Genomic DNA, 20924 nt, shown 5'->3' on the forward strand with positions numbered 1-20924 from the left:
GACATGAGCAAACAGATTGTGCGGCATCAGCTTTAGGTCGTGCTATTTAAAAGGACATAAGCAATGACAGTTCAGCATGAGCCCTACTGGAACCGGATGGTGCCCGAACTGACCGTAACGGACTTCACTGCCTCACTGCATTTTTACACTGAAGTATTGGGATTCGAGATTATGGTCAGACGAAGCGATCCCGAATTTGCTTACATCAACCTCGGCGAAGCACAGCTGATGCTTGAGCAGTTTCACGCCGAAGGCTGGAATACCGCAGAACTCCTCAAACCGCTGGGGCGTGGCGTGAATTTCCAGATAGAAGTGGATGATATTGCGTGTGTGCTGGCGCGGGTGATGAGACATGGCGTGCCGCTGTATCGGGAGCTGCGTGAAAACACTTATCAGATTGGAGATAAAACTGCTTGTCAGAGAGAATTTCTTGTTCAGGATCCGGATGGCTATCTTTTGCGTTTTTGCCAGTTTGTTGAGTGAAGGGGATTGTGGATGTTGGGGGTGGGTTTTTGAGTGATGGCTTCCCGGGGCTGGGAGGCACTTAAAGCGAGGATCAGAAGTTGGGTGAAGATTGAACAGGAGATTATCTTGTGAAACACACAGCTATGTGTGGGAAAGTAATGAAACCTTGCAAATTACTCCCCGCTGAAATCTGGTGCAGCCGCCAGCAATCCCCCTCTGGTGTAGTTCATGACTTATAACGGCCGCAATCCGATGATTGCGATAACAGCAGGGTAGGCCTCGCAGGAGCTTCAGGCAACAAATTAGGAATTGAAACCGCCACATCACCTACCATCTTATCAAAGCTGGTAAACGCGCCAAATTATCTCGTATACTAGATCAATAAAAATATATACGGGATATTAAAATGAAGAACATTGACGTCATCCTTGGAATAGATCATTTAGAAGACATTTCTTCTGCAAAACCAATTCCTGCAATTAAAGAAATAATATGGAATGCTTTTGACTCTAAATCATTAATAGTTAAAGTCCTATTTCAGAAGAATCATAGCACAAACACGATTGAGAAAATTATCATTCAAGACCAAGGAGAAGACATCCCCCATAATAATGTCTCTTCATTATTCGGTAGCCTTGGAGAATCTTGGAAGAAGAATGCAAAAAAAAATGGAGACCGTTCTTTACATGGTTAATTTGGTAAAGGCCGTTTTAAGGCGTTTTCTCTGGGGGAAATAGTTATTTGGACTACCTGTTTAGAAGGTAGTGAAGGGTGTTTTAAATATCACATCAAAGGAAATGCTAATAACATCAAGCGCTTCGAAATCAGTGAGCCTACAGAAGCACGTGATAAAACAAAAGGTACACAGGTTGAGATTTTTAATTTAGCAAAACAAACATCTTTACTTGCGACAAATTCATCGAAAGAAGCAATCACAAAAGAATACGCGCTATATTTAGCAGAGTACCCGCATAAAAAATTATTTTATGATGAAGCATATATTAATCCTTCCGATGCGTGGATTGATAAGAAAGAGTATAATCTGGGTGACATCGAGATAGAATCTGTTCAGGAAAATGTATCTGTTTCAATAATAGAATGGGGATTTAAAACTCCACGAGAAATTCATTATTGTGATGAAAATGGTTTTTCACTTTTTAATGAAAGCGCTGAGAAACTTTTTAGATCTTACGGTGTTGATTTCACAGTATATGTAAAATCCTCATTTAATAAGAAAAAATTTGAAGAGAATGTACTTTCGCTAGGCAGCTTAGAATCTGGCATAAAAGAGTTAAAAGATACAGTCATCGATGTTTGTAGAAAACATTTTGTAAACAAAGAGTTTTTACAAAAAACAAAAATAGTAGATGAGTGGAAAGAACAAAATATTTATCCGTATGAACGTACACCGCAACCCGGAAGTGTTGAAGAAGCTGAGCAAAAGGTATTTAACATTTTGGCTGTGAATGTTGAGAGCTATTTAACTTCTTTTAATAAATCTAATAAAAACATTAAGAGGTTCACATTTAGATTACTTTCTCAGGCTTTGAAGGACAATCCAAACTCTGTGAGAAAAATTCTTTCTGAAGTATTGGTTATGAGTTCAGACGATCAAGATTCAATGGCTACTTTACTAGAAAAAACAACTCTCCCTAATATTATTAAAGCTTCACAGGTTGTATCAGATCGGTTGAATTTCTTAACTGGACTGGAACAACTATTGTTTGATGACAAATCAAAAAAGAAATTTTTAGAAAGAGATCAATTGCATAAACTCCTTGAAAATGAATCATGGCTCTTTAGAGAGGATTTCAATTTGTCACGTAGCGAAAACACTCTCAATCAAGTGCTACAATATCATGCAGATAAAATTGGTATGGCTTATGATGCGGAACTGCCTGTTCTAAGAGAGGATGGAACGACAGGTAGGGTTGACTTACTACTTAGCAAAGCACGTCAGCCAAGAGAAGGTGAGCTTGAACACTTAGTTGTAGAACTGAAAAGGCCAACACAAAAAATAGACTTATCTGTAATAAATCAAATTGAAAGTTATGCTCATGCTGTTAGTAATGATGGCAGGTTTGACAAGCAGAATACGAAATGGATTTTTATCGCAGTATCTAACGAAATAGCGCCTTTGGTTCAGGACAGAATTTCTCAAGATGATCGCCCTTACGGGCTTTTGTATTCAAAAGGAAATGTTTCAATATGGATATATACTTGGGGTGAACTGATAGGACAAGCACGATCTAGGCTGATGTTTTTTAGCAACTTATTAGATATTGATATTAGTCGTGACTCTGCTACAAATTACTTGAAAGAAACTTATGCTAAGTTTATTCCAAGTGAAGTCAATGCACTAGAAGTTTCAGCCTCAGAATATACTGAACAAGACAGTCAGAATTAATGCGGCTTTTGAACACATAGCGAAGGGCCCTGCGGCCCTTTATCAACTCATTAATTATCTCGCCACTCAACATAACCGGAGTTAAGGTTTTCTGTAGCCCTAACGATAAAAAAATGCAATTGAATAATAGGAAAACTAAGAAGCTAACTTGTGTCCATCAATGGCTATGAGGTATAGTAGCCAACTTAAAAAAGTCATGGTTCGTATTTTATTCAAACTTCAAGATTACATAAAACTTACTTTAAACGCTCAAACTCAAGTGAGTATTTCGTCGAAGATTTTATTGACTGGAACCATTTCACATGGTCCCATTCAGCTCCGGATAATAAATTTCGCAATGTATTCTTATCCCTTTCTACCATTCTGAGTCCAAAGGCAATAGAATTTACTGCATCCGGTTCGAACTTATGCGCAATTGACTTGGCAAAGACTAATCGCCGTTCCCTCTCATATTTCCAACTTGTATATTTTGTTCCGAGGATAGATATTAGAATATCGCCAGTGATAGAATTTAAGTTATTCACGCCAGGAAATCGCTCAAAATAATTGAAGCGCTCAATTATATTTTCAAAAGGATACTTATCTTGATAAGTCACATCTATAGGATAGATATTTGAACCATGAGGTCTGATTTTGTGCTCTTTAAACCCTATACATACACCTTTATGCTCATCAGCATAATGTGACCACATTAACTGATTTTTACGGGCTTTGCTAAATGAACAAATACCAGCTGAACTTAATTGTTGATGCAGATATTCTTCATAAATCTTGCGCACCTCTGGCGGTGTTGGGTGGCGGGACCACACAGCATCCAAAACCTCATGCATAGAAGACTCTGCTTCAAATGGGTCATTAAGTGTGGCCGGTGAAGCAAACCAAAGTTCTCGATTTAGGAGTAGTTCTAAGCAGCTTTTATCAAATTTACGGTATTTGAAAAGGATTCGACTTCTTGGGAGTAATGCCATTTACAGTAATTGCTATAAAAATAAAGTGCTTTAAATTTACGGTAATTTGAGACGTTAGTATAGAGTTTTTGACTTCCGCTCCTGGCACTAAGCAGGCTTCCGCAACAGCCAATGTCCGCAGAGCTGGCTCTGCGAACATTGCTGACACCATTTAGTATGAATCAATGGGTAGCAGCTCAGCATTGTTACTTTTGTAACCTCTGGTATAAATCAATATTTAGTCAGCCCGAGGTGGTCCCGCAGATGGGTTCCTTCATATTCGGTACGAAAAATCCCCCGTCGTTGCAGTTCCGGCACCAGAAGTCCAGTTAATGCCTCTACCCCTGTTGGGAAATGAGTGGGCACGGCAAGGAATCCATCACAGGCATCGGCATCAAGCCAGGCTTGCATCTGATCGGCAACCGTGGCCGGGGAACCGATGGCTTTCAGATAGCTGCCTTCCGCGAAGTAGCGGGCAGTCTCGAGGACGGAGAGATTTTTATCACGGGAAATAGCCATAATTGCGTCCCGGTGCGATTTTCCCGCGTTTGATTCAGGCAGTTCTGGTACAAGTTCATTAAGGTCAAACTGGCGAAAATCGACCCCTCCTGCCAGTGGTTTCAAATTACTTAGGGCAATGTCATCTGGAATCAGGGCTAACATTTGATCGGCCAGTTCTCTGGCCTTCTGGTCTGTTTCGGCAATGATGGGAGTAAGCCCCACCAGGATTTTGATTGAATCGGGTGGGCGTCCGAATGCCTGAGCACGCCGACGAATGTCATCACGAAATGCGCGCCCGCCTTCGATGGTGGATTGCAGTGTAAAGACCACATCAGCTGTTCGTGCCGCCAGCGCCCGACCGGGCTCTGATGCACCGGCCTGAAAAATAACAGGTCGCCCTTGTGGGCTGCGCCCCATTGGAAGTGGACCTCGAACCTTAAAATGCGTCCCCTGATGCTGTAGAAAATGCATCTTATCAACATCGAAGTAAACACCGCTCTGCTTATCCCGTGTGATAGCATCCTCATCCCATGACTCCCAGAGGCCGTTAACAACGTCGACGAACTCCTCCGCCCTTCCATAGCGATCTGCGTGGCTAACATGGGCATCCAGGCCATAGTTTTGCGCTTCATCTTCGTTAAAGGAAGTGACTAAATTCCATCCCGCGCGCCCCTTGCTAATAAAATCGAGAGTTGAGAACCGACGTGCAATGTTGAACGGTTCGTTAAATGTCGTCGTGGCTGTGGCAGCCAGACCCAATCGTGAGGTATGGGCTGCGAGAAGCGGTAGCACCATCGTAGGGTCAAAGTGAATTGAACGGGGGTTAGCCGCACCGTATTTGTCACCCGCCAGGATGTCATTACTGCGACGCACGGCGGCCTGGTCTTCGAAAAAAATGGCATCCAGGTTGGCGGCTTCTGCAAGCTGTGCGGCGTGCACCAGATGGTCGATGTCCAGATCTATCTCTGGAATGGCGTCCGGCAATCTCCAGGCTCCGAGGTGATATCCCGGGAAGAGAAACAAGGCTAAATGAAGCTTTTTTGTGTCATAAACTCACCTTTTATTTTTACTGTGCAAAAGCGCGATCTCATCGCCTGGATGATTAGCCTGTGCATTGCCATCGCAGTATGGGTAATTTAAGGTGTACTAATCCATCAGCATAAACGCACTACCCTGTTGCATAAAACTGTACAGGATCCCTATGAGTCCGTTTTCCCGCTTTGCAGCCTACTTTATGGAGGTTGCGCGCCATGGAAGTCTTCGAAAAACAGCGGAAAGGCTGCACGTTTCCGCGTCAGCCATTAATCGGCAGATCCTCCAGGCGAAAGAAGATCTGGGTATACCTTTATTTGAGCAACTGCCGGGTGGCATGCGTATGACTACGGCAGGTGAAATTCTCTACACTGATCTACTCCGCGGGCACGTGAATTCAACCTGACAAAACAGCGATCTGATGAGATTAAGGGGCTGAGGCGTGGAACAGTCAGTATCGGGCGGGTTCAGGCTTTAACGGAGGGGCAACTCTGTGACGAGATTTCTGCCATTGCTCAAGAGCATAGCTGGCTGGATCTCCAGCTAAATGTTTAAAGCAGCGCCGTAATCACACAGCAGGTGCGGAACTCCGAAATTGATTTTGGACTTATACTCGCCCCGGAAAGCGTTGTCGGATTTGAAGTTTTAGCCCTTGCTGAACATCATTTAGCTAGCCTGATAACAAACGAGCCATCTTCTTTTTTGATTTTGGCTCCTCGATCTGCCCAGCGATCCGCAAGCTCAAAAAACTCATCGGCACTGATATTGAAATCCAGCACAACCTCCCTGAACTCACCACTTTTCAACAACTCGTTCGCTTTTTTTAAGGACTTTGCGGTTGCGCTTTTCATCGATTTTCTTCTCCGAAATTTGAGTGGGCGATTCTTGTTCAATGCAGGATATCTCTGGTTGGTTCTTTAGTCGCAAAAAAATGCGCCACCGGGCGCATTTTCATCCATAGGATGACCCGCTACAGAGCCCCCTTCCCCTGCGAGTGAGCATTCCATCCTTTGATGATGCTCACAAAGGCAAGACCTACCGGGATAAGCGATCCCCACAAGACAGCATTCCAGCCATAAAGGTTTAGCAGTGCGCCGGAAGAAAATGACCCGACCAACATCACACCGAATACCACAAAGTCGTTCAGGGACTGAACCTGCGTTTTTTCTTCTGCCCGATGGTACTCAACAATTTTTGCTGATGCGCCAGTGAAGCCAAAATTCCAGCCGATGCCCAGCAGAATTAATGAAAGCCAGTAATGAAAAATGTCTGTTCCGCTTAGGCCTGCAGCAACGGATGCAACGGTAATCACTAATCCAGCGGCCGTCACTCGCATGGAGCCGAAACGGTTAATCAGCCTGCCCGTAAAGAATCCTGGCCCGTACATGGCAATAACATGCCACTGAATACCCAGATTCGAAGCCTGCTGAGAGATAGCATGCATGTGCATGGAGAGCGGTGCGGCAGTCATCAGAAAATTCATAACCATATAGGTTACCGCACCGCAGAACACCGTCAGAGTAAAACCAGGCTGACGCACAATGACGCGCAAAGGGCGCCCTTTTGACTGTATTGCCACAGGAGGCTCAGCAGGTGTAACGCCTTTCAGGATAACGGCAGCAATAGCGGCTACACATGCCTGGGCTATAAAGGTCACGGCGAAGGGATGAGGTGGCCAGAGATTCATCGTCGTGGTCACCAGCATCGGACCGATGACACCTGCCAGAACACCGCCTCCCATGACCAGAGACAAAGCACGCGCGCGGCGTTCCGGGTTGACGCCGTCTGTTGCTGCAAAACGAAAACTTAGCGCAACCGCGGCGTAGGCCCCGCCAAGAAATCCAGCGAGACAAAATAGCAGGAAGGAGCTGATCACAACGGCCAGAGCTGCCATGAGACCGGTTAACACCCCTGCACCGGTTCCCACCATAAAGACGGTTTTACGGCCCCTTTTTTTAGCCAATGCGCCGAAAGGCAGGATGCATGCAGCCATCCCCAGGACAAACATGGTGACCGGCAATGTGGCGAGCGTTGGGCTGGGCGCAATATCATTACCCACGATGGCGCCAGTGGCATAGAACACCACGGCATTCGCGCCGGCAAGCGCCTGGCACGCGGACAAACGGAAAATGTTATTTTTTTGCTCTGCGACGGAAAGTGTGTGTTCTGCGAACATCTGATCGAGCATCCTTAGTGATTGTAAGCACGAACCCATAACGTGCTTTTCCTTACGCCTCGTTTGCCTGTTCAAACGGCATCGCCTCGATGATGGCAGGAACCACAAAGAGGCGACTGAAACATAATGTTGTTCTGTCTGCGCCGGAGTGCTTACAAACCCGAACGGATGAACGGCATCGCCATCATGCGTTACGTCCTGCCATCACGCCACCATCAATGTCCCAAATTGCGCCGGTCACCCAGCCAGTCTTGTCTGAAAGCAGAAAAGCCACGGTCTCAGCTATGTCTGCCTGCGTGCCCACGCGGCCAATCGGATGGAAGCTGTCAAAGCTGTTCATCACGTCTTTCACGTCGTCTTTTGGGATAAAACCTTCGTAAATCGGTGTATGCACAACCGCCGGTGAGACAGCATTCACGCGGATGCCCTTTTCAGCCAGCTCGATAGCCAGGTTTTTGGTCATCGCGTGCAGCCCCGCTTTTGCCATTGAATAGGCAGAGGACGGCGTGGCGCCGATTGCCTGCTGTGCCCACATAGAACCAATGTTGACGATTAAGCCTTTAATCTCGGCCGCAACCATATTGCGCACCACATCGCGGGTGATAAAGAAGGTGGCGCGGTTGATGCTCATGTACATGTCATAGTCAGACGCTTCATGTTCGATAAACGGTTTTGGGAAGAATACCCCTGCGGCATTCACCAGCAGACTGATGTCTTTATGTTCCGCATTGATGGTTTTAACCACTTTCTGCAGTCCTTCCTCTTCTGTCAGGTCGGCCACAATCACAGATACCTTGCTGTCCGCAGCCAATGCCTGACGAGCCTGTTCAGCTTTATCCTGACGGCTACCCACCAGCACAACACGGCCTCCGTTTTCTAAAATCAGTTTCGCCGTTTCGAAACCCATGCCGCTGGTACCGCCGACCACTAACAGTTTTTTTCCGGCAAAAGATGTGTTCATCACTAACCTCATAAATCGTTGATTATCATGAATGAAGAGTAGAGCTCTTAATTGTGTGAACGCAGAGTGCCATCACGGCTTCAGGTTGACGAATGAGAAGAAGTTGTGTCACAAGAAAGAAAATCTTTTTCGTTAACTCTGTTAGCGTTGATCAGGAATATTTCTATGCGATCGCTAAACCGACTGAAATGGCTGCATGCTTTTGAGGCAACCGCGCGGCACGGAAGCTTTACCGGCGCAGCGCAAGAGCTGGGTGTCACGTCAGCAGCGGTTGGTCAACTCGTCCGATCGCTCGAAGATTGGGTTGGGCACCCGCTGCTTCACCGCACACGCAGCGGCAAAGCGCGTCTGACACTGGTCGATGAAGCTCAGGAAGCCCTTGAGGACATCACTCAGGGCTTGGACAAGCTCGAAACCGGCCTGACTAAACTGCGTGGCCGCCGTGCGCGCTCAGCCATTGTTGTCACTGCGTCACAGGTTTTGATGATGAACTGGCTGATGGAGCGCCTGAACCGGTTCTCTGAAGTGCATGAAAATACAGATTTGCGCCTCAACGTGACGGACAAGCTGATGGATGTGTCACACGGTGAAGCGGATATCGGCATTCGTTGTGGGCTGGGAGACTGGCCTGGCGTGAACAAAACATGGCTGATGGATGAGGAGGCGGTATTAGTATGCAGTCCACGGCTTTCCCCGCCGCAAAAAAAGGCCTGTGGTAAATGGCTCGCCACGCAAAAGTTGATTCATGATGACACGCCACATCCCGGTGCAGACTTTCCTTCATGGGAGGATGTTCTTAAGGCGGTAAATGCTCCTGAAGCACTTGAGAGTGGGCTGCATATCAACTCCTCTGCAGCAGTGATTTTATCAGCGCTGAGCGGCCGGGGTGTTGCCATTGTTCGCCATGCGCTGGTTAAACAACTTATTGAAACCGGTCAACTCGTGCAGCTCCACCCTGAACAGCGCTGGCCGCTGAAATGGGCTTATTATCTGGTGACACCGCAACATCAGACTATGCGAAGTGAAGTCAGAATGTTCCATGACTGGCTTATTGGGGACGTGAAGAGTGATGATGAGTCAATCGCCTGTGAAGACAATCAATAAGTGGTGTATTTCGCAGGCAACCTGACTATTTTAGTGAACATATGCCGAATGCATTAACACCCCAAAACGAGGTTAAGGATGATTTCACTGGGTTTTGTGTCAAAGAAAATGCTGACTAATTGGAGTGACGTTCCGCCCTACCTGCCTGATTTCCAGTTCCACGAAAAACACAGCGCGGTAATCCAAACCATCAGCCCGGAAAAGATCATGCCGCTTATCAAGACCTTCGATATTGAGCAGGATGCGGTGATCCGGGCATTGATGTCGATACGACAGTTGCCGCGTAAACTGCAAAGAAAGGCCCCTGTATCCCAGGATGATCAATTCGGTCTGCAAACCTTCACGCTTCTTCACGCCTCTGCTTTAGAACTTTGCTATGGGTTAAGAGGCGAGTTTTGGCGCGCCGACTTTGGCCTGGAAAAGATTTCAGACGCTGAAGAGTATCAGCAGCCCGCGCGGCCGGGCGCTGCAAAGCTGCTGCTGCGCTATCAAGTTAATATCATTAATGACAGCCAGTCCGAACTTATTACGGAAACGTTCATTCACTGCCCGGACAAAACCTCTCATTTTAAGATGGCAGCTTATTGGCTGGCGATCAGAGCGGGAAGTGGGTTGATTCGACGCAGAACGTTGAGCGCCGTTAAGCGTGAGCTTGGAAAAAATTTAGATAAGGAAACGAGATGATTTCGCAAGAGAATGCTGAGCATTATCTCTGGGGTGATAACTGCGACGGTTGGTATTTAGTCAATCGTCAGGACATGTTGATTATTCATGAGAAAATGCCTCCTGGCACCTGTGAAACACGTCACTTTCACTCCGTATCCAGACAATTCTTTTTCGTTCTGCAGGGCGCCCTGACGATGGAACTGGAAGGTGAGAAACACGACATCAAGGCCCAGCAGGGACTGGAAATCGCCCCCGGTGCAAAGCATCAGGCCAGGAACGACAGTGAATCTCCAGTGGAATTTCTTGTTATCTCCCATCCAACGCCACGAGGGGATCGTATTGATCTTTCAGCATGCTGAGTTTCAACGATAATGAACCCTCAACCCTAATGAAGGCAGGCCATGAATCACGAAAAAGAAGCTGACCATATTATTGACCTGTATCGGGAAGGTGCCGAAGTCTGGGATAACCATCGCATTAAGCACTTTATCGAGCAGCACTGGTTGGCGCGTTTTCTGGATCTGATTCCCGCTGGCGGTGAGATCCTGGATGTGGGCTGCGGCGCGGGTATTCCTATTGCGCAGCACTTTTTGCAGCAGCAATTCAAGGTCACGGGGGTGGATGCTTCCGAGCCGATGATTGCCCGCTGTCGGGAAAGGTTCCCACAGGCGCAATGGCATATTGCCGACATGCGCACGCTGGCACTCGCGAAGGCTTTCAACGGCATCATCGCATGGGACAGCTTCTTCCACCTGACGCGCGATCATCAACGCGCGATGTTTCCACGTTTTGCTCAGCATGCCCAGAACGGCGCGGCATTGATGTTCACCAGCGGGCACAGCGACGGCGAAGCAATGGGCACTTTCCTTGAACGCCCACTCTATCATGCTAGTCTGGATCACGATGAATTCCGCCAACTGCTGTCGGATAACTGTTTCAGCGTGGTTAATCAGGTCACCGAAGATGCCACCTGCGGTGGCAGGACGGTGTGGCTGGCTCAGAAAAACAAAACTGCTTAAAGCGCAAAATCGACGTGCTGGCCGCCAGGCATATTTACGCCAATCGTTAATTGCCCGCCCAGCGCCTCAACATAACGCTTTAAAGTGGCAATTTTCAGATCTTCGCCGCGCGCTTCAATTGCTGCAACCGACGGTTGAGCGATTCTCATCACCGCCCCTCAATCATCCCCCACATCCCTGCAAACACCCCGCTCAGACTTTTGTTTCCCACTTCCGAAAGGTGGTTATCGTCGCGATACAGCGGCACATTCTCCCTGGCTCCGTAGCAGAAGCGGCTGTCACACAACCCCTGCGTGGTATCCAGCAAGGTAATGTTTGGTGAAAGCGCCGCGATATTATTGAGCATTGCCAAGGCATCCTGATGACGTGATTGATACTCGGCACGAGATTGCTGAATGGTCAGCACTTTGCCGCGCATCGCATCGCGTGACATGCGATAAATCACGTCGTAGCCGAATTCCGGCACCGGCGTCATGATGAATACACGATGATGGCTGGCGAGTTGTTTCACCGCCGCGCCAAAATGCTGCTGATAGGCGGCGAGGGAACTGCCGCCCTGCCTGAAGCTATAGGTCGGTGCGCTGCTGCCGCTGCCATACTCGCCGTGCAGATAAAACGACATGCGATTGATGATCAATACCGATGCGTTGGGGTATTTGCGTTCAATATCAGCCATTGCCGCTTTTACAAAGCCACCGCAATCAGGGCTGGCGCTGCGTTGAATATCCGGCACTGAAGGACAGCCAGACTGTGCGATGAACACCACGCCATCCTGCGTTCCCGCGCTGGCCACAATCGAGGACAACATGGCGGCGGCGTGGCTATCACCCAGCACCACCAGATTCACCTTGCTGGCATCGCCAAATACGCACTGTGGTGATGTGATGCCGCTGAGCACAAAGCAATTTTTAGCCAGCGCAAAGCGTTGCTGTGAATAGTGATCGATTGAGGCCACCACGGCGGGTGCGCGTGAAGGGATTCCCGCCCTCGCAACGATCGTCACCCCAAACAACATCACCACAGCAGCCTGTCCCAGCGCGATATAAGTTTTCCGGCTGAACCAGCTTTGCCTGTTCTCAACCCAGACGTAAGAAGCCCAACCAGCAGCCAGTGACAGCAGGATGAGCAGCACCTGGCTGATGAACGTGACCGGCCAGTCCGCCAGATGCCAGAACACCCACAAGGGCCAATGCCAAAGATAGATCGAATAAGATGTTTTGCCGATGTGCTGCATCACGCGATGATTCAACCACCGGCTGTCCTGTACCCCTGCGTGAAGAATCAGCGCGGTGAACAGCACCGGTATCAGCGTCATAATGCCCGGCCACGCGATATTCTCATCAAACATTAGCGCACACAAAATCAGCGCCAGAATACTCAGTGGTGGAACCCAGCCCTGCCCGCTCAGTCGGGTTTTAGGTGCCAGATACACTAATCCGCCAACCAGCATTTCCCACGCGCGGGTGGGCAACAAATAATAAGTCGCGGTGAGATGATAATCAGTGGCAACCATCGCCAGCACCAGGCCAAACGACAGCAGCGCAGCGATGCCCATCACCCAGACAAATTGCTGGCGCAGGAAACGTGCGGTGAACATTAATGCCAGAGGCAATAATAAATAAAACTGCCACTCAACGCTTAATGACCAGGTATGCAGCAGCCATTTATATACCGATCCGGTATCAAAATAACCGCCCTGTTTGAAATAGACCACATTGGATATAAAGCTGAGGCTGGAGACCGCATGCTCCGCCATGCGTTGATACTCGTCTGGCGGCATCAGGAAATAACCCATCAACATTAATATTGCGCACAGCACCATTAAGGGCGGAATGATACGTCTGCAGCGTGCAGCATAAAACGCCATCAGTGAAAATTTATGATTATTGAGCCGCGACATAATAATTTCGGTCATTAAATAGCCGGAAATAACAAAGAACACATCAACACCGAGGAATCCCCCACTCATCTGGGAAAAACCAAAGTGATAAAGGATAACTAACATAACCGCATAGGCACGCAGCCCGTTAATGTCAGAGCGGAAAGTCATGGGGATGATCCCTGAAAGAGGTTTTCAGGATAATGTAAAGATTGTGATAAGGCGCGGCAATCGATGAAAAGCCTGTGATTTCATCGCCATCATACAAGAAATGGAACTGTGCACCCGATGATTTATCTCAAGATGATTGAATGACACCTCGAATTATCATCAGGTTGTCAGAGGTAAAAAGAGGAACACCTTAACGAACTGATTATTGACTTAAATGAAATGAGATCAGGATATTCAGAATAGTGGCACACTCTCATCAGCCGATATTAACGTTCCATAACAGTAAGCAGTTAAGGTTTATTTGGTGCTAATACCGCGATTGCCCCCCCAATTAAACGATAATGTGCAGGCGTGCGGCCAATAATTTCCCCATCAGCATTAATGTCATGCGGACGCCGGGTATGCAGGCTAAATTGGGTGCCGCTCAGCGTGCGCACACTTCCCCAGCGACCATGCGTGCCACGGCGCAGTGAAGGAAACAGCGCCAGAATTTGCCACCAGTGACGTACTTCCAGGCTATACGCATCCAGACGACCATCATCGGGTGCCGCATCCTTCTCAATCGTCATCCCACCGCCGTAAAAACGGCCGTTACCCACCGAAAACTGCACCGTTTTAATTGCTTCCTGCTGGCCATCATAATGCAGCATGGCGCTGAACGGGCGGCTTTGCCGCAGCAGACGTAATGCGGCCAGCGCATAACCTGCTGTGCCCCACTTTTTCTTGGCTGCTGCGGTGAGATTGCGTGCCAGACTGGCGGAGAAGCCTACGCTGGACACGTTCAAAAACAGATGGCCGTTTACTTCACCCAGATCGATACGCCGCGTGTGACCTGTGACGATGATGTTGATTGCTGCATCCAGATTAAAAGGAATGCCTAATGTACGGGCAAAGTCATTGGCCGTGCCGAGCGGTAAAATGCCCAGCGGCAAGCGGGATTGCATTAGCCCTGGTGCCGCTGCATTCAGCGTGCCATCGCCGCCGCCGACAATCACCACATCCACCTGATGCTGATGCGCCAGAATCAATTCACTGTAACTGCGTTCATCATCTTCGTGCGGGGTAATCAGGGAATAGCCTGCTGCCGATAATTGCTGATGCGCCAGATCCGCCCACTGCGCACCGCGACGTGCCCGACGATTGACCAGCAGTAGCGCGCGCCGCTGCTCAGGTTGAGCACCAGAAATGGTCATTGTGATATTTCTCTGAAATTAAAGACATCAGGCGAAAGTAAACAGAGATAACGCAACTGGCAATCTTCCTTAGATATCTTTACACCCATAATAGGATTTTTCTATATCTGAAAGTTATTAAGATCCTCTTAAGATTATTGTGCTTCACTTATTCACTGGCGAACACCAGATTTGACGCATTGCGTTATCACAATACTCTCCATGAGCAAGGGTGAATTATGCTGATAAAACTGAAGCGAACCAGAACACACGTTGAAGATCGTAATCTCGCCCTGTGCCTTGCTACATCAGCAGGATTATTGAACGCCATGGCGTTAGCCGCCTTTGGTTTTTTTCCCTCACACATGTCCGGCAATATCGCGCAAATTTCCAGCGATCTGAATGAGATGGATATTCGCAACCTCAAGGTATTCATCGCCATGATTGGCGCCTTTGTCACCGGCGCGGTGGTGGCAAGGATTTCGGTGGTGCTTGGGGTGATTAATGGGCTGCGCACCATATTTAGCTGCATTCTGCTGGTGGAAGGTGTGCTGTTAATTATGACGTCATTGTTCGAAATCTATTATTTCTCGTCGAATAATAACGGGGAGATATTGTTGCTATTAGCCTTTTTGATGGGCGTACATAACTCCACCTCGACGCAACTTTCCAACGGTCGCGTTCGTTCTACCCATATTACCGGCACGCTGACAGATGCAGGCATTTCAATCGGTTCGGTATTTGTTGCATTATTACGCCGCGATCCCTCCAAAAACATCCGTGCCTTTAAACAGCAGCTGAATACCCATCTGGTGACCATTTTCTCCTTCCTGACCGGTGGCATTGTCGGCCTGCTGATCTTCAATGCGTTAGGCTTCGGATCGCTGATTGGCCCCGGATTGATTCTGGTGGTGATTGCCACGCTTTCGATTATTTTCACGCTTTATAAAGTGAAGCGTCGCGGTTACGCCAAAGCAATTCCTTCTTAAGACGGAATTAGCAGTAGTCACTCTACGATGCAGGCGATATAACAAAAGCAGGACAATCTCATCGCAGAGGACGACATGGCGCTTTCACACGAATTGATTTTAATCTACACCACCTATTTTGTTGCCACCGCCAGCCCTGGCCCGAGCAATATGGCGATCATGGGCACGGCGATGAAGAAAGGACGCGGTGCCGCACTGGCGCTGGCAAGTGGGGTGATCAGCGGTTCGATGATGTGGGCGCTGCTGGCAGCCTGCGGCGTGTTAACCGTACTGGCAACCTTTGCTCAGCTCTTGATTGTGCTGAAAATCGGCGGTGGCTTATATCTGCTGTGGCTGGCCTATAAGGCGGGTAAATCGGCTTTACGCCGTCCTGATGCGAATGAATTCAGCGCCAGCGGCGACAAAGTCGCCTTTATCAGGCTGTTTCGTCAGGGTATTTTGATGCACGTTGGCAATCCTAAGGCGATTTTGACCTGGGTGGCGATCATGTCGGTGGCTTTGAAACCAGATGCAGCGGCCTCAACTTTGCCGATGATCATCGCAGGATGTGCCACGATCTGCGTGCTGGTGTTTTACGGCTATGCGCTGTTGTTCTCCACTGCGGTGATGGCGGTATTTTATCGCCGTATCCGCCGTGGGCTGGATGCGCTGCTGGCGTGCTGCTTCGCCGTTGCGGGATTAAAACTGGTGTTTAGCCGGAATTAAACGGGGGCGGTGCTGGCGAGAGCAGCACCGCTTGCAGATCAGGAGTTGTTTGGCGCAGCGGCCTGCGTTTCGCTAAAGGTCGGCTTCTGACGCGTCACCGAATAGACCACGTTTTTCGGTCCTTTGGTGTCGGTGGTCACATCCACCGACGCGATGGTCACCTTGCCAAAACCAAACAGCGTCTGAACGTAACCACCGATCTGGTGTTTACCTTCAGCAACGCGAATCTCTTTATTCTCGCCTTTCTGCAACAGCCCGGCATCCTGACCATCTACCGTCACATAAACGGATGAGCCGTCATCAGTGCGGGTGACCAAATGCGATACGTTAATCACCGTAGGGCCACTTTCAAACTGCGAAGGAATGTTGTCATTCTCGATGGGGGCAGCGGCTGGAGCGTCAGCTTGCGCCGTAGCGTTGCTTTCTGCGGCGTGGCGTGCACAACCGGTAAGCATAAGTGTGGCCGTCACAGCGGCCAGAGTGAAACGCGAAAACATCGTGACGAAAAACCTTTTGCTAAATGAGAAGCGATTATTTTAGCGTGCCTCGCGGAGTGATGACAGTCACACAAATCCAGTATTTTCCGAAAACCTGTCTCGAGGTGTTTCATCTGCAGGAAAGCAGCACGGAATGCAAATAGGTAAAACCAGGGCACCTGCAAGGACGCCCTGCCTTATCGCGATTACCAGCTGTAGCTGACGGACGCCACAATTGAACGACCACTGCCGTAGAAGCACGCGCTGGTGTTGCTGCAGGAGGCAACATAATGCTTGTCGGCCACGTTGTTGACGTTCAACTGCAGCGTGGTGCCACGCAGTGAGTTAGCCGCTTCGCCCAGCTCATATTTCGCCATCACGTCATACAGCGTGTAGTGCGGAACCTTGTCCTGACCGATGGAATCCGCCCAGGCGGTGCCGGTGTAACGTACACCACTGCCGAGCGTCAGACCGTTTAGCGCACCATCGAGGAAGCTGTAGCTGCCCCAGGCAGATGCGGCATGACGCGGAATACTCGAAGGCGTTTTGCCGACCTGCGCCGCGGTGTTGCTCTCTTTGGTTTCCGCATCGGTAAAGGTATAAGCCGCCATCACCTTAATTTCAGGGGTAATTTGCGCGTGCGCTTCCGTCTCGATACCTTTGGACTTCACCTTACCGATCTGCTCGTTGTAACCCAGTTCGCTGTTGTAAGAGGTGATGTTTTTCTGCGTGATATCAAACGCGGAAACCGTAAACACCGCATCCCAACCCACTGGCTGATATTTGATACCGATCTCCGTCTGCTCGCCGGTAGTCGGTGCGAACGGATCGCTGCCCGGCGCACCGGTGCTCAGGTTGGGTTCGAACGAGGTGCTGTAGCTGATATACGGCGACAGGCCATTATCGAAGGCGTACAACAGACCGGCACGGCCGGTGAACTTGCTGTCATTCTGTTGTGTGGTGGTATTTTCCATACGGTCCTGCGTACGCGTTTCCGCCCAATCCTGGCGACCGGACAGCAGCAGATTCCATTGATTCCATTCCAGCTGATCCTGCAAATACACGCCAACCTGATCGAGCTTTTTGCGCGTGCTGGTGTTCAACGCCAGATCGCTCTCATTAATCGTCACGCTGGTCGGATTCGCCCAGTCGAGAATGTACTGATCACCGCTGTCGCGCCACAGTTTGTTATCGACATCGCTCCATTTGTAATCCAGTCCGCCCAGCACGGTATGCGCAACGTTGCCGGTATCGAACGTCGCTTTAACCTGATTATCAATGCCCAGCTCTTTAGACTTGATTTTGTCATGCTGCGGACGACGGTTGATCTGATGGTCGCTGCCATCCACATCGAAGGTATAGACCAGGTATTTGTACGACTCATCCATGTTGCTGTAACGCATATTCTGCGTGAAGCTGATGTTGTCGTTGAAGTTGTGCTCGAAGATGTAGCCAACCGAAGTCTGCTCGCGTTTCGCTTCGTTAAAGCTCGGATCGCTGACGTTGAAATCGTAAGGAATGTAGCCCGCGCTTGTGTTAAACAGCGTGCCGTTAGCAGGCAGGAAGTTACGATATCCGGCCTTTGGCTCGTTTTGATACATCGTCAGCAAGGTGAAACTGGTGTCCGCGTTGGGCAGCCAGGTCAGCGCGGGGGCAATCGCCATGCGCTGCTGTTTGTTATCTTTCACGAACTCATGTTTGGTGCTGGCGATACCGTTGAGACGATAAAACAGCGTGTTGTCGTCATTCAGTTTGCCGCCGAAATCAAACGCCGCTTCGCCCAGATGCTGATTACCGGTGCTGAGCTGAACTTTATGAATGCTCTGCGCGGTTGGGCGCTTGCTGGTCATCGCGATGACACCGCCGGGGTTAACCTGGCCGTACAACACCGATGCCGGGCCATGAATCATCTCCACACGCTCCAGCAACCATGGGTCGATCTGTCCTGCCGCGCCAGCCTGGCCGGATAAGCCATAGCTCAAGCCATCGAGGAATTTCGGTGCATAGCGGAAACCACGCGCGATGATTTCATCGTTACGGTTCGAGTTTCCACGGTAGTTGGTCAGCACGCCGCTGGTGTAGCTCAGTGCATCCGCCACCGACGGCGCCGCCTGATCGTCCATCTGCTGACGCGTAATCACCGAAATCGATTGCGGGGTTTTACGCAGTGGCGTTGAGGTTTTGGTACCTGCAGCGCTCTCTTTCGCCACATAGCCTTGCAGTGGAGACGTCACGCTTTCACGCGCATCTGCATTCACGGTGATGGTCTCTTCTGCCGCGACGCTGAAAGTGGCAGGCGCCACCAGCAGAATTGAGGCCAGTGACAGGTGAAGACGGGAGAATCTGAACGGAAGTGCCACAGCAGGTATTGCTAAATTTTTTGCTTTAACGGACATAGTTGCCATCTCTATTTCAAACTGCCTTGTCGATGAAATAATCCGTCCATTCCTCTCCACCCAACGGCGAAAGCTGTAACGGATTGAAATATAACTTCCTCTCGCAAAACGCGGCCCTGAATCCCCCTTAAAAGCCTATTTCAGAATAATCATCTGAAAAATAGGGGATTTATTCGGCGCAAAAATAATATTGCAAATGTAAATCGTTATCAATAGCATTTGCATTACGTTTGTTAATGTAAAGTCTTTGAAGAAAATGTGGAGAGAGATTGCAGGATGTTTCTCAGTGATGCAGAAAAAATGACGCAAATCTGGTTGCCAACCGGAACAGTTACCCAGTGGTTACAGCAGGACGATCTCGGCAGCCATCGCTGGTGGGAACAGCTTCATAAAGCGGGTACGCCGGTGATTGAGCATGAGGCTGATGGCGAAACGTACATGCATTTCTTCTGGCGCGATCCCGAGGGCCGTTCCGAGTCATCGTCTACCAAAAAGGTCTATGTCGATATAAACGGCGTTACTGACCATCACAGCCAGGCCCCCGAATCCCTGGTTCGCGTCGGCAACAGTGATGTCTGGCATTGGTCGACGCAGATCGAATCTGACTGGCGCGGCAGTTACAGCCTGATTCCGGTAACGGATGAGCACCTGCCCCCACTGTTCTGCGGCAGTGACGAGACCTGCCGGGTGCTGCAACGCAAGTGGTGGATATCGCTGATGCCGCTGGCGATCCCCGACATGCTGAATCCCTCGCCCCCGTTTCTGAGTAGCCGCCGCTTTGCGCTGAGTAATGCGCATATGCCCGACGCGCCGGATCAATCCGCCTGGCAACAGCTGGATGCCGGTTTAGCCGACACCTGGCCGGATGGCCTGCAAGCTTTGCAGTGGCACAGCGATCTGCTCAACGTCACGCGTCACGTCTGGCTTTACACCACCGGACAGACTGCGCAACCGGATCAGCGCCCGCTGGCGATTCTGCTGGATGGGCAGAATTGGGTATACGGACAGCCGATTTTCAGCGCCCTCGATCAGAGCACCGCAGCAGGTGAACTGCCGCCTGCCTGCTGGTTATTTATCGACGTGATCGATAGCCAGCATCGCGAGGTGGAGCTGCCCTGCAACGAAACCTTCTGGCAGGCGGTGCAACAGGAACTGTTGCCGCTCGCACGCCAGCATGCCGCGTTCAGCAGAGATGCCAGCCGCACGCTGGTGGCCGGTCAAAGTTACGGTGGCCTCGCGGCGCTCTATGCTGGCCTGCATTGGCCTGAGCGTTTTGGCCGCATCCTCACGCAATCCGGCTCGTTCTGGTGGCCGCACCTGCAATACATCCGCGATTACGCTAACCGTGAACGGCACGCGCCGGGTCTGCTGTTGCAGCGCTTACAGGACAACGCCCTGCCCGCTGGCAAGTTGAAGATTTTTCAGGAAGTCGGCGATCGCGAGCAGGACATGTTGTTCGTGAATCAACAAATACGTCCCGCGCTGGAAGCCGCCGGACATGAACTGTTTTTCCGCTGCTACGCCGGAGGGCACGACGCGCTGTGCTGGCGCGGCGGCTTGATCGAAGGCTGCCGCTGGCTGCTGGCCGATCTTCTCTCTGACCCAACCTCAAAAGGTAACCACCATGTCTGAACAACAAAATCCGTTTGATAACGACGCGCTCGATTTTCTGGTGCTGATCAACGCGCGCCAGCAGTACAGCCTGTGGCCCGCATTTGCTCAGGTGCCTGCGGGCTGGCAAAACGTGGCGGGTCCGCTGCCGCGTGCCGCAGCGATTGAGTACATCGAAACACACTGGCAGGACATGCGACCAGCGACGCAACAGACGTCGTCCAGCGCACATTAATTTTTCGCTTTT

At 49.8% G+C, this 20924-nt stretch carries 21 protein-coding genes and 1 pseudogene; 12 read left to right on the top strand and 10 right to left on the bottom strand.

Going from position 1 to position 20924, the window contains the following annotated elements:
• Positions 1 to 63 precede the first annotated feature (63 nt).
• The 3 genes from AC6I8L_RS23490 to AC6I8L_RS23500 all read left to right on the top strand — a co-directional run bounded on the left by AC6I8L_RS23490 (position 64) and on the right by AC6I8L_RS23500 (position 2872).
• Positions 64 to 483 (top strand): bleomycin resistance protein, encoded by a 420-nt coding sequence (locus AC6I8L_RS23490; protein WP_058960305.1) that lies wholly within the window; start codon positions 64 to 66, stop codon positions 481 to 483.
• Between the two features lie 388 nt (positions 484 to 871).
• Entirely contained in the window at positions 872 to 1159 is a 288-nt protein-coding gene (locus tag AC6I8L_RS23495) for an ATP-binding protein (RefSeq protein WP_498014576.1), read from the top strand.
• Between the two features lie 762 nt (positions 1160 to 1921).
• The gene (locus AC6I8L_RS23500; RefSeq protein ID WP_058960307.1) at positions 1922 to 2872 is read left to right on the top strand and encodes a hypothetical protein; all 951 of its coding nucleotides are present in this window, start codon (positions 1922 to 1924) and stop codon (positions 2870 to 2872) included.
• Positions 2873 to 3108: 236 nt separating this feature from the next.
• On the opposite strand, the gene AC6I8L_RS23505 is transcribed toward AC6I8L_RS23500, so the two are convergent.
• On the bottom strand, positions 3109 to 3840 hold the full coding sequence (locus AC6I8L_RS23505) for a DUF2971 domain-containing protein (protein WP_082678109.1): 732 nt from the start codon (positions 3838 to 3840) through the stop codon (positions 3109 to 3111).
• Positions 3841 to 4050: 210 nt separating this feature from the next.
• Positions 4051 to 5343 (bottom strand): LLM class flavin-dependent oxidoreductase, encoded by a 1293-nt coding sequence (locus tag AC6I8L_RS23510; RefSeq protein ID WP_064511336.1) that lies wholly within the window; start codon positions 5341 to 5343, stop codon positions 4051 to 4053.
• Between the two features lie 178 nt (positions 5344 to 5521).
• Between AC6I8L_RS23510 and AC6I8L_RS23515 the strand changes: the two genes are divergently transcribed.
• Positions 5522 to 5758, top strand: a complete 237-nt coding sequence (locus tag AC6I8L_RS23515) for a helix-turn-helix domain-containing protein (RefSeq protein WP_058960310.1) — start codon at positions 5522 to 5524, stop codon at positions 5756 to 5758.
• A 256-nt stretch (positions 5759 to 6014) separates the two neighbouring features.
• Here the strand turns inward: AC6I8L_RS23515 and AC6I8L_RS23520 are convergent, their stop codons facing one another.
• The 3 genes from AC6I8L_RS23520 to AC6I8L_RS23530 form a co-directional block, all read right to left on the bottom strand.
• The gene (locus AC6I8L_RS23520; RefSeq protein WP_058960311.1) at positions 6015 to 6203 is read right to left on the bottom strand and encodes a hypothetical protein; all 189 of its coding nucleotides are present in this window, start codon (positions 6201 to 6203) and stop codon (positions 6015 to 6017) included.
• A 119-nt stretch (positions 6204 to 6322) separates the two neighbouring features.
• On the bottom strand, positions 6323 to 7528 hold the full coding sequence (locus tag AC6I8L_RS23525; RefSeq protein ID WP_479400275.1) for an MFS transporter: 1206 nt from the start codon (positions 7526 to 7528) through the stop codon (positions 6323 to 6325).
• 184 nt (positions 7529 to 7712) lie between these two features.
• Positions 7713 to 8489, bottom strand: coding sequence for an SDR family NAD(P)-dependent oxidoreductase (locus AC6I8L_RS23530; RefSeq protein ID WP_058960312.1), 777 nt, complete (start codon positions 8487 to 8489; stop codon positions 7713 to 7715).
• A 165-nt stretch (positions 8490 to 8654) separates the two neighbouring features.
• Here AC6I8L_RS23530 and AC6I8L_RS23535 point away from each other — a divergent pair, with 165 nt between their 5' ends.
• From AC6I8L_RS23535 to AC6I8L_RS23550, 4 genes are all read left to right on the top strand, one after another.
• Complete coding sequence (locus tag AC6I8L_RS23535) at positions 8655 to 9593, top strand: LysR substrate-binding domain-containing protein (protein WP_058960313.1); 939 nt, start codon at positions 8655 to 8657, stop codon at positions 9591 to 9593.
• A 78-nt stretch (positions 9594 to 9671) separates the two neighbouring features.
• Positions 9672 to 10277 (top strand): hypothetical protein, encoded by a 606-nt coding sequence (locus AC6I8L_RS23540; RefSeq protein ID WP_058960314.1) that lies wholly within the window; start codon positions 9672 to 9674, stop codon positions 10275 to 10277.
• Positions 10274 to 10618: a cupin domain-containing protein gene (locus AC6I8L_RS23545; protein ID WP_058960315.1), complete on the top strand. Its 345-nt coding sequence runs from the start codon at positions 10274 to 10276 to the stop codon at positions 10616 to 10618. The genes AC6I8L_RS23540 and AC6I8L_RS23545 overlap by 4 nt, the downstream gene beginning before the upstream one ends.
• 42 nt (positions 10619 to 10660) lie before the next feature.
• The gene (locus AC6I8L_RS23550; protein WP_058960316.1) at positions 10661 to 11278 is read left to right on the top strand and encodes a class I SAM-dependent DNA methyltransferase; all 618 of its coding nucleotides are present in this window, start codon (positions 10661 to 10663) and stop codon (positions 11276 to 11278) included.
• On the opposite strand, the pseudogene AC6I8L_RS23555 reads toward AC6I8L_RS23550, so the two are convergent.
• From AC6I8L_RS23555 to AC6I8L_RS23565, 3 genes and pseudogenes are all read right to left on the bottom strand, one after another.
• Positions 11275 to 11427 (bottom strand): annotated as a pseudogene (locus AC6I8L_RS23555) (transcriptional regulator); the annotation flags it as partial. The gene AC6I8L_RS23550 and the pseudogene AC6I8L_RS23555 sit on opposite strands and share 4 nt — an antisense overlap.
• Positions 11427 to 13328 carry an acyltransferase family protein gene (locus tag AC6I8L_RS23560; protein ID WP_058960317.1) on the bottom strand — a complete coding sequence of 634 codons (1902 nt, stop codon included), beginning with the start codon at positions 13326 to 13328 and terminating at the stop codon, positions 11427 to 11429. The gene AC6I8L_RS23560 and the pseudogene AC6I8L_RS23555, both read right to left, overlap by 1 nt.
• A 290-nt stretch (positions 13329 to 13618) precedes the next feature.
• Entirely contained in the window at positions 13619 to 14521 is a 903-nt protein-coding gene (locus tag AC6I8L_RS23565; RefSeq protein ID WP_058960318.1) for a lipid kinase, read from the bottom strand.
• A 218-nt stretch (positions 14522 to 14739) separates the two neighbouring features.
• Here AC6I8L_RS23565 and AC6I8L_RS23570 point away from each other — a divergent pair, with 218 nt between their 5' ends.
• Together AC6I8L_RS23570 and AC6I8L_RS23575 are read left to right on the top strand one after the other, a co-directional pair.
• Entirely contained in the window at positions 14740 to 15489 is a 750-nt protein-coding gene (locus AC6I8L_RS23570) for a YoaK family protein (RefSeq protein WP_166932634.1), read from the top strand.
• A gap of 75 nt (positions 15490 to 15564) precedes the next feature.
• Entirely contained in the window at positions 15565 to 16194 is a 630-nt protein-coding gene (locus AC6I8L_RS23575; RefSeq protein ID WP_058960319.1) for a LysE family translocator, read from the top strand.
• A 38-nt stretch (positions 16195 to 16232) separates the two neighbouring features.
• On the opposite strand, the gene AC6I8L_RS23580 is transcribed toward AC6I8L_RS23575, so the two are convergent.
• Both AC6I8L_RS23580 and AC6I8L_RS23585 read right to left on the bottom strand, forming a co-directional pair.
• A complete protein-coding gene (locus AC6I8L_RS23580; RefSeq protein WP_058960320.1) occupies positions 16233 to 16691 on the bottom strand; it encodes a hypothetical protein in 459 nt (152 codons plus the stop codon).
• Positions 16692 to 16876: 185 nt separating this feature from the next.
• Positions 16877 to 19066 carry a TonB-dependent siderophore receptor gene (locus AC6I8L_RS23585; RefSeq protein ID WP_058960321.1) on the bottom strand — a complete coding sequence of 730 codons (2190 nt, stop codon included), beginning with the start codon at positions 19064 to 19066 and terminating at the stop codon, positions 16877 to 16879.
• A 276-nt stretch (positions 19067 to 19342) separates the two neighbouring features.
• Between AC6I8L_RS23585 and fes the strand changes: the two genes are divergently transcribed.
• Positions 19343 to 20698, top strand: coding sequence for an enterochelin esterase (fes, locus tag AC6I8L_RS23590; RefSeq protein ID WP_058960322.1), 1356 nt, complete (start codon positions 19343 to 19345; stop codon positions 20696 to 20698).
• Positions 20691 to 20912 carry an MbtH family protein gene (locus AC6I8L_RS23595; RefSeq protein ID WP_034830344.1) on the top strand — a complete coding sequence of 74 codons (222 nt, stop codon included), beginning with the start codon at positions 20691 to 20693 and terminating at the stop codon, positions 20910 to 20912. Before fes ends, AC6I8L_RS23595 begins: the two co-directional genes overlap by 8 nt.
• The last annotated feature ends 12 nt before the right edge of the window (positions 20913 to 20924 follow it).

The sequence above is a fragment of the Type-E symbiont of Plautia stali genome (assembly GCF_059731115.1).

What these genes read in the sequence shown, in the direction of transcription:
- AC6I8L_RS23525 (WP_479400275.1), bottom strand. Translation starts at nt 7,528, where the DNA reads ATGTTCGCAGAACACACACTTTCCGTCGCAGAGCAAAAAAATAACATT.
- AC6I8L_RS23520 (WP_058960311.1), bottom strand. Translation starts at nt 6,203, where the DNA reads ATGAAAAGCGCAACCGCAAAGTCCTTAAAAAAAGCGAACGAGTTGTTG.
- fes (WP_058960322.1), top strand. Translation starts at nt 19,343, where the DNA reads ATGTTTCTCAGTGATGCAGAAAAAATGACGCAAATCTGGTTGCCAACC.
- AC6I8L_RS23490 (WP_058960305.1), top strand. Translation starts at nt 64, where the DNA reads ATGACAGTTCAGCATGAGCCCTACTGGAACCGGATGGTGCCCGAACTG.
- AC6I8L_RS23560 (WP_058960317.1), bottom strand. Translation starts at nt 13,328, where the DNA reads ATGACTTTCCGCTCTGACATTAACGGGCTGCGTGCCTATGCGGTTATG.
- AC6I8L_RS23575 (WP_058960319.1), top strand. Translation starts at nt 15,565, where the DNA reads ATGGCGCTTTCACACGAATTGATTTTAATCTACACCACCTATTTTGTT.
- AC6I8L_RS23550 (WP_058960316.1), top strand. Translation starts at nt 10,661, where the DNA reads ATGAATCACGAAAAAGAAGCTGACCATATTATTGACCTGTATCGGGAA.
- AC6I8L_RS23585 (WP_058960321.1), bottom strand. Translation starts at nt 19,066, where the DNA reads ATGTCCGTTAAAGCAAAAAATTTAGCAATACCTGCTGTGGCACTTCCG.
- AC6I8L_RS23565 (WP_058960318.1), bottom strand. Translation starts at nt 14,521, where the DNA reads ATGACCATTTCTGGTGCTCAACCTGAGCAGCGGCGCGCGCTACTGCTG.
- AC6I8L_RS23595 (WP_034830344.1), top strand. Translation starts at nt 20,691, where the DNA reads ATGTCTGAACAACAAAATCCGTTTGATAACGACGCGCTCGATTTTCTG.
- AC6I8L_RS23505 (WP_082678109.1), bottom strand. Translation starts at nt 3,840, where the DNA reads ATGGCATTACTCCCAAGAAGTCGAATCCTTTTCAAATACCGTAAATTT.
- AC6I8L_RS23515 (WP_058960310.1), top strand. Translation starts at nt 5,522, where the DNA reads ATGAGTCCGTTTTCCCGCTTTGCAGCCTACTTTATGGAGGTTGCGCGC.
- AC6I8L_RS23530 (WP_058960312.1), bottom strand. Translation starts at nt 8,489, where the DNA reads ATGAACACATCTTTTGCCGGAAAAAAACTGTTAGTGGTCGGCGGTACC.
- AC6I8L_RS23570 (WP_166932634.1), top strand. Translation starts at nt 14,740, where the DNA reads ATGCTGATAAAACTGAAGCGAACCAGAACACACGTTGAAGATCGTAAT.
- AC6I8L_RS23535 (WP_058960313.1), top strand. Translation starts at nt 8,655, where the DNA reads ATGCGATCGCTAAACCGACTGAAATGGCTGCATGCTTTTGAGGCAACC.
- AC6I8L_RS23495 (WP_498014576.1), top strand. Translation starts at nt 872, where the DNA reads ATGAAGAACATTGACGTCATCCTTGGAATAGATCATTTAGAAGACATT.
- AC6I8L_RS23580 (WP_058960320.1), bottom strand. Translation starts at nt 16,691, where the DNA reads ATGTTTTCGCGTTTCACTCTGGCCGCTGTGACGGCCACACTTATGCTT.
- AC6I8L_RS23540 (WP_058960314.1), top strand. Translation starts at nt 9,672, where the DNA reads ATGATTTCACTGGGTTTTGTGTCAAAGAAAATGCTGACTAATTGGAGT.
- AC6I8L_RS23545 (WP_058960315.1), top strand. Translation starts at nt 10,274, where the DNA reads ATGATTTCGCAAGAGAATGCTGAGCATTATCTCTGGGGTGATAACTGC.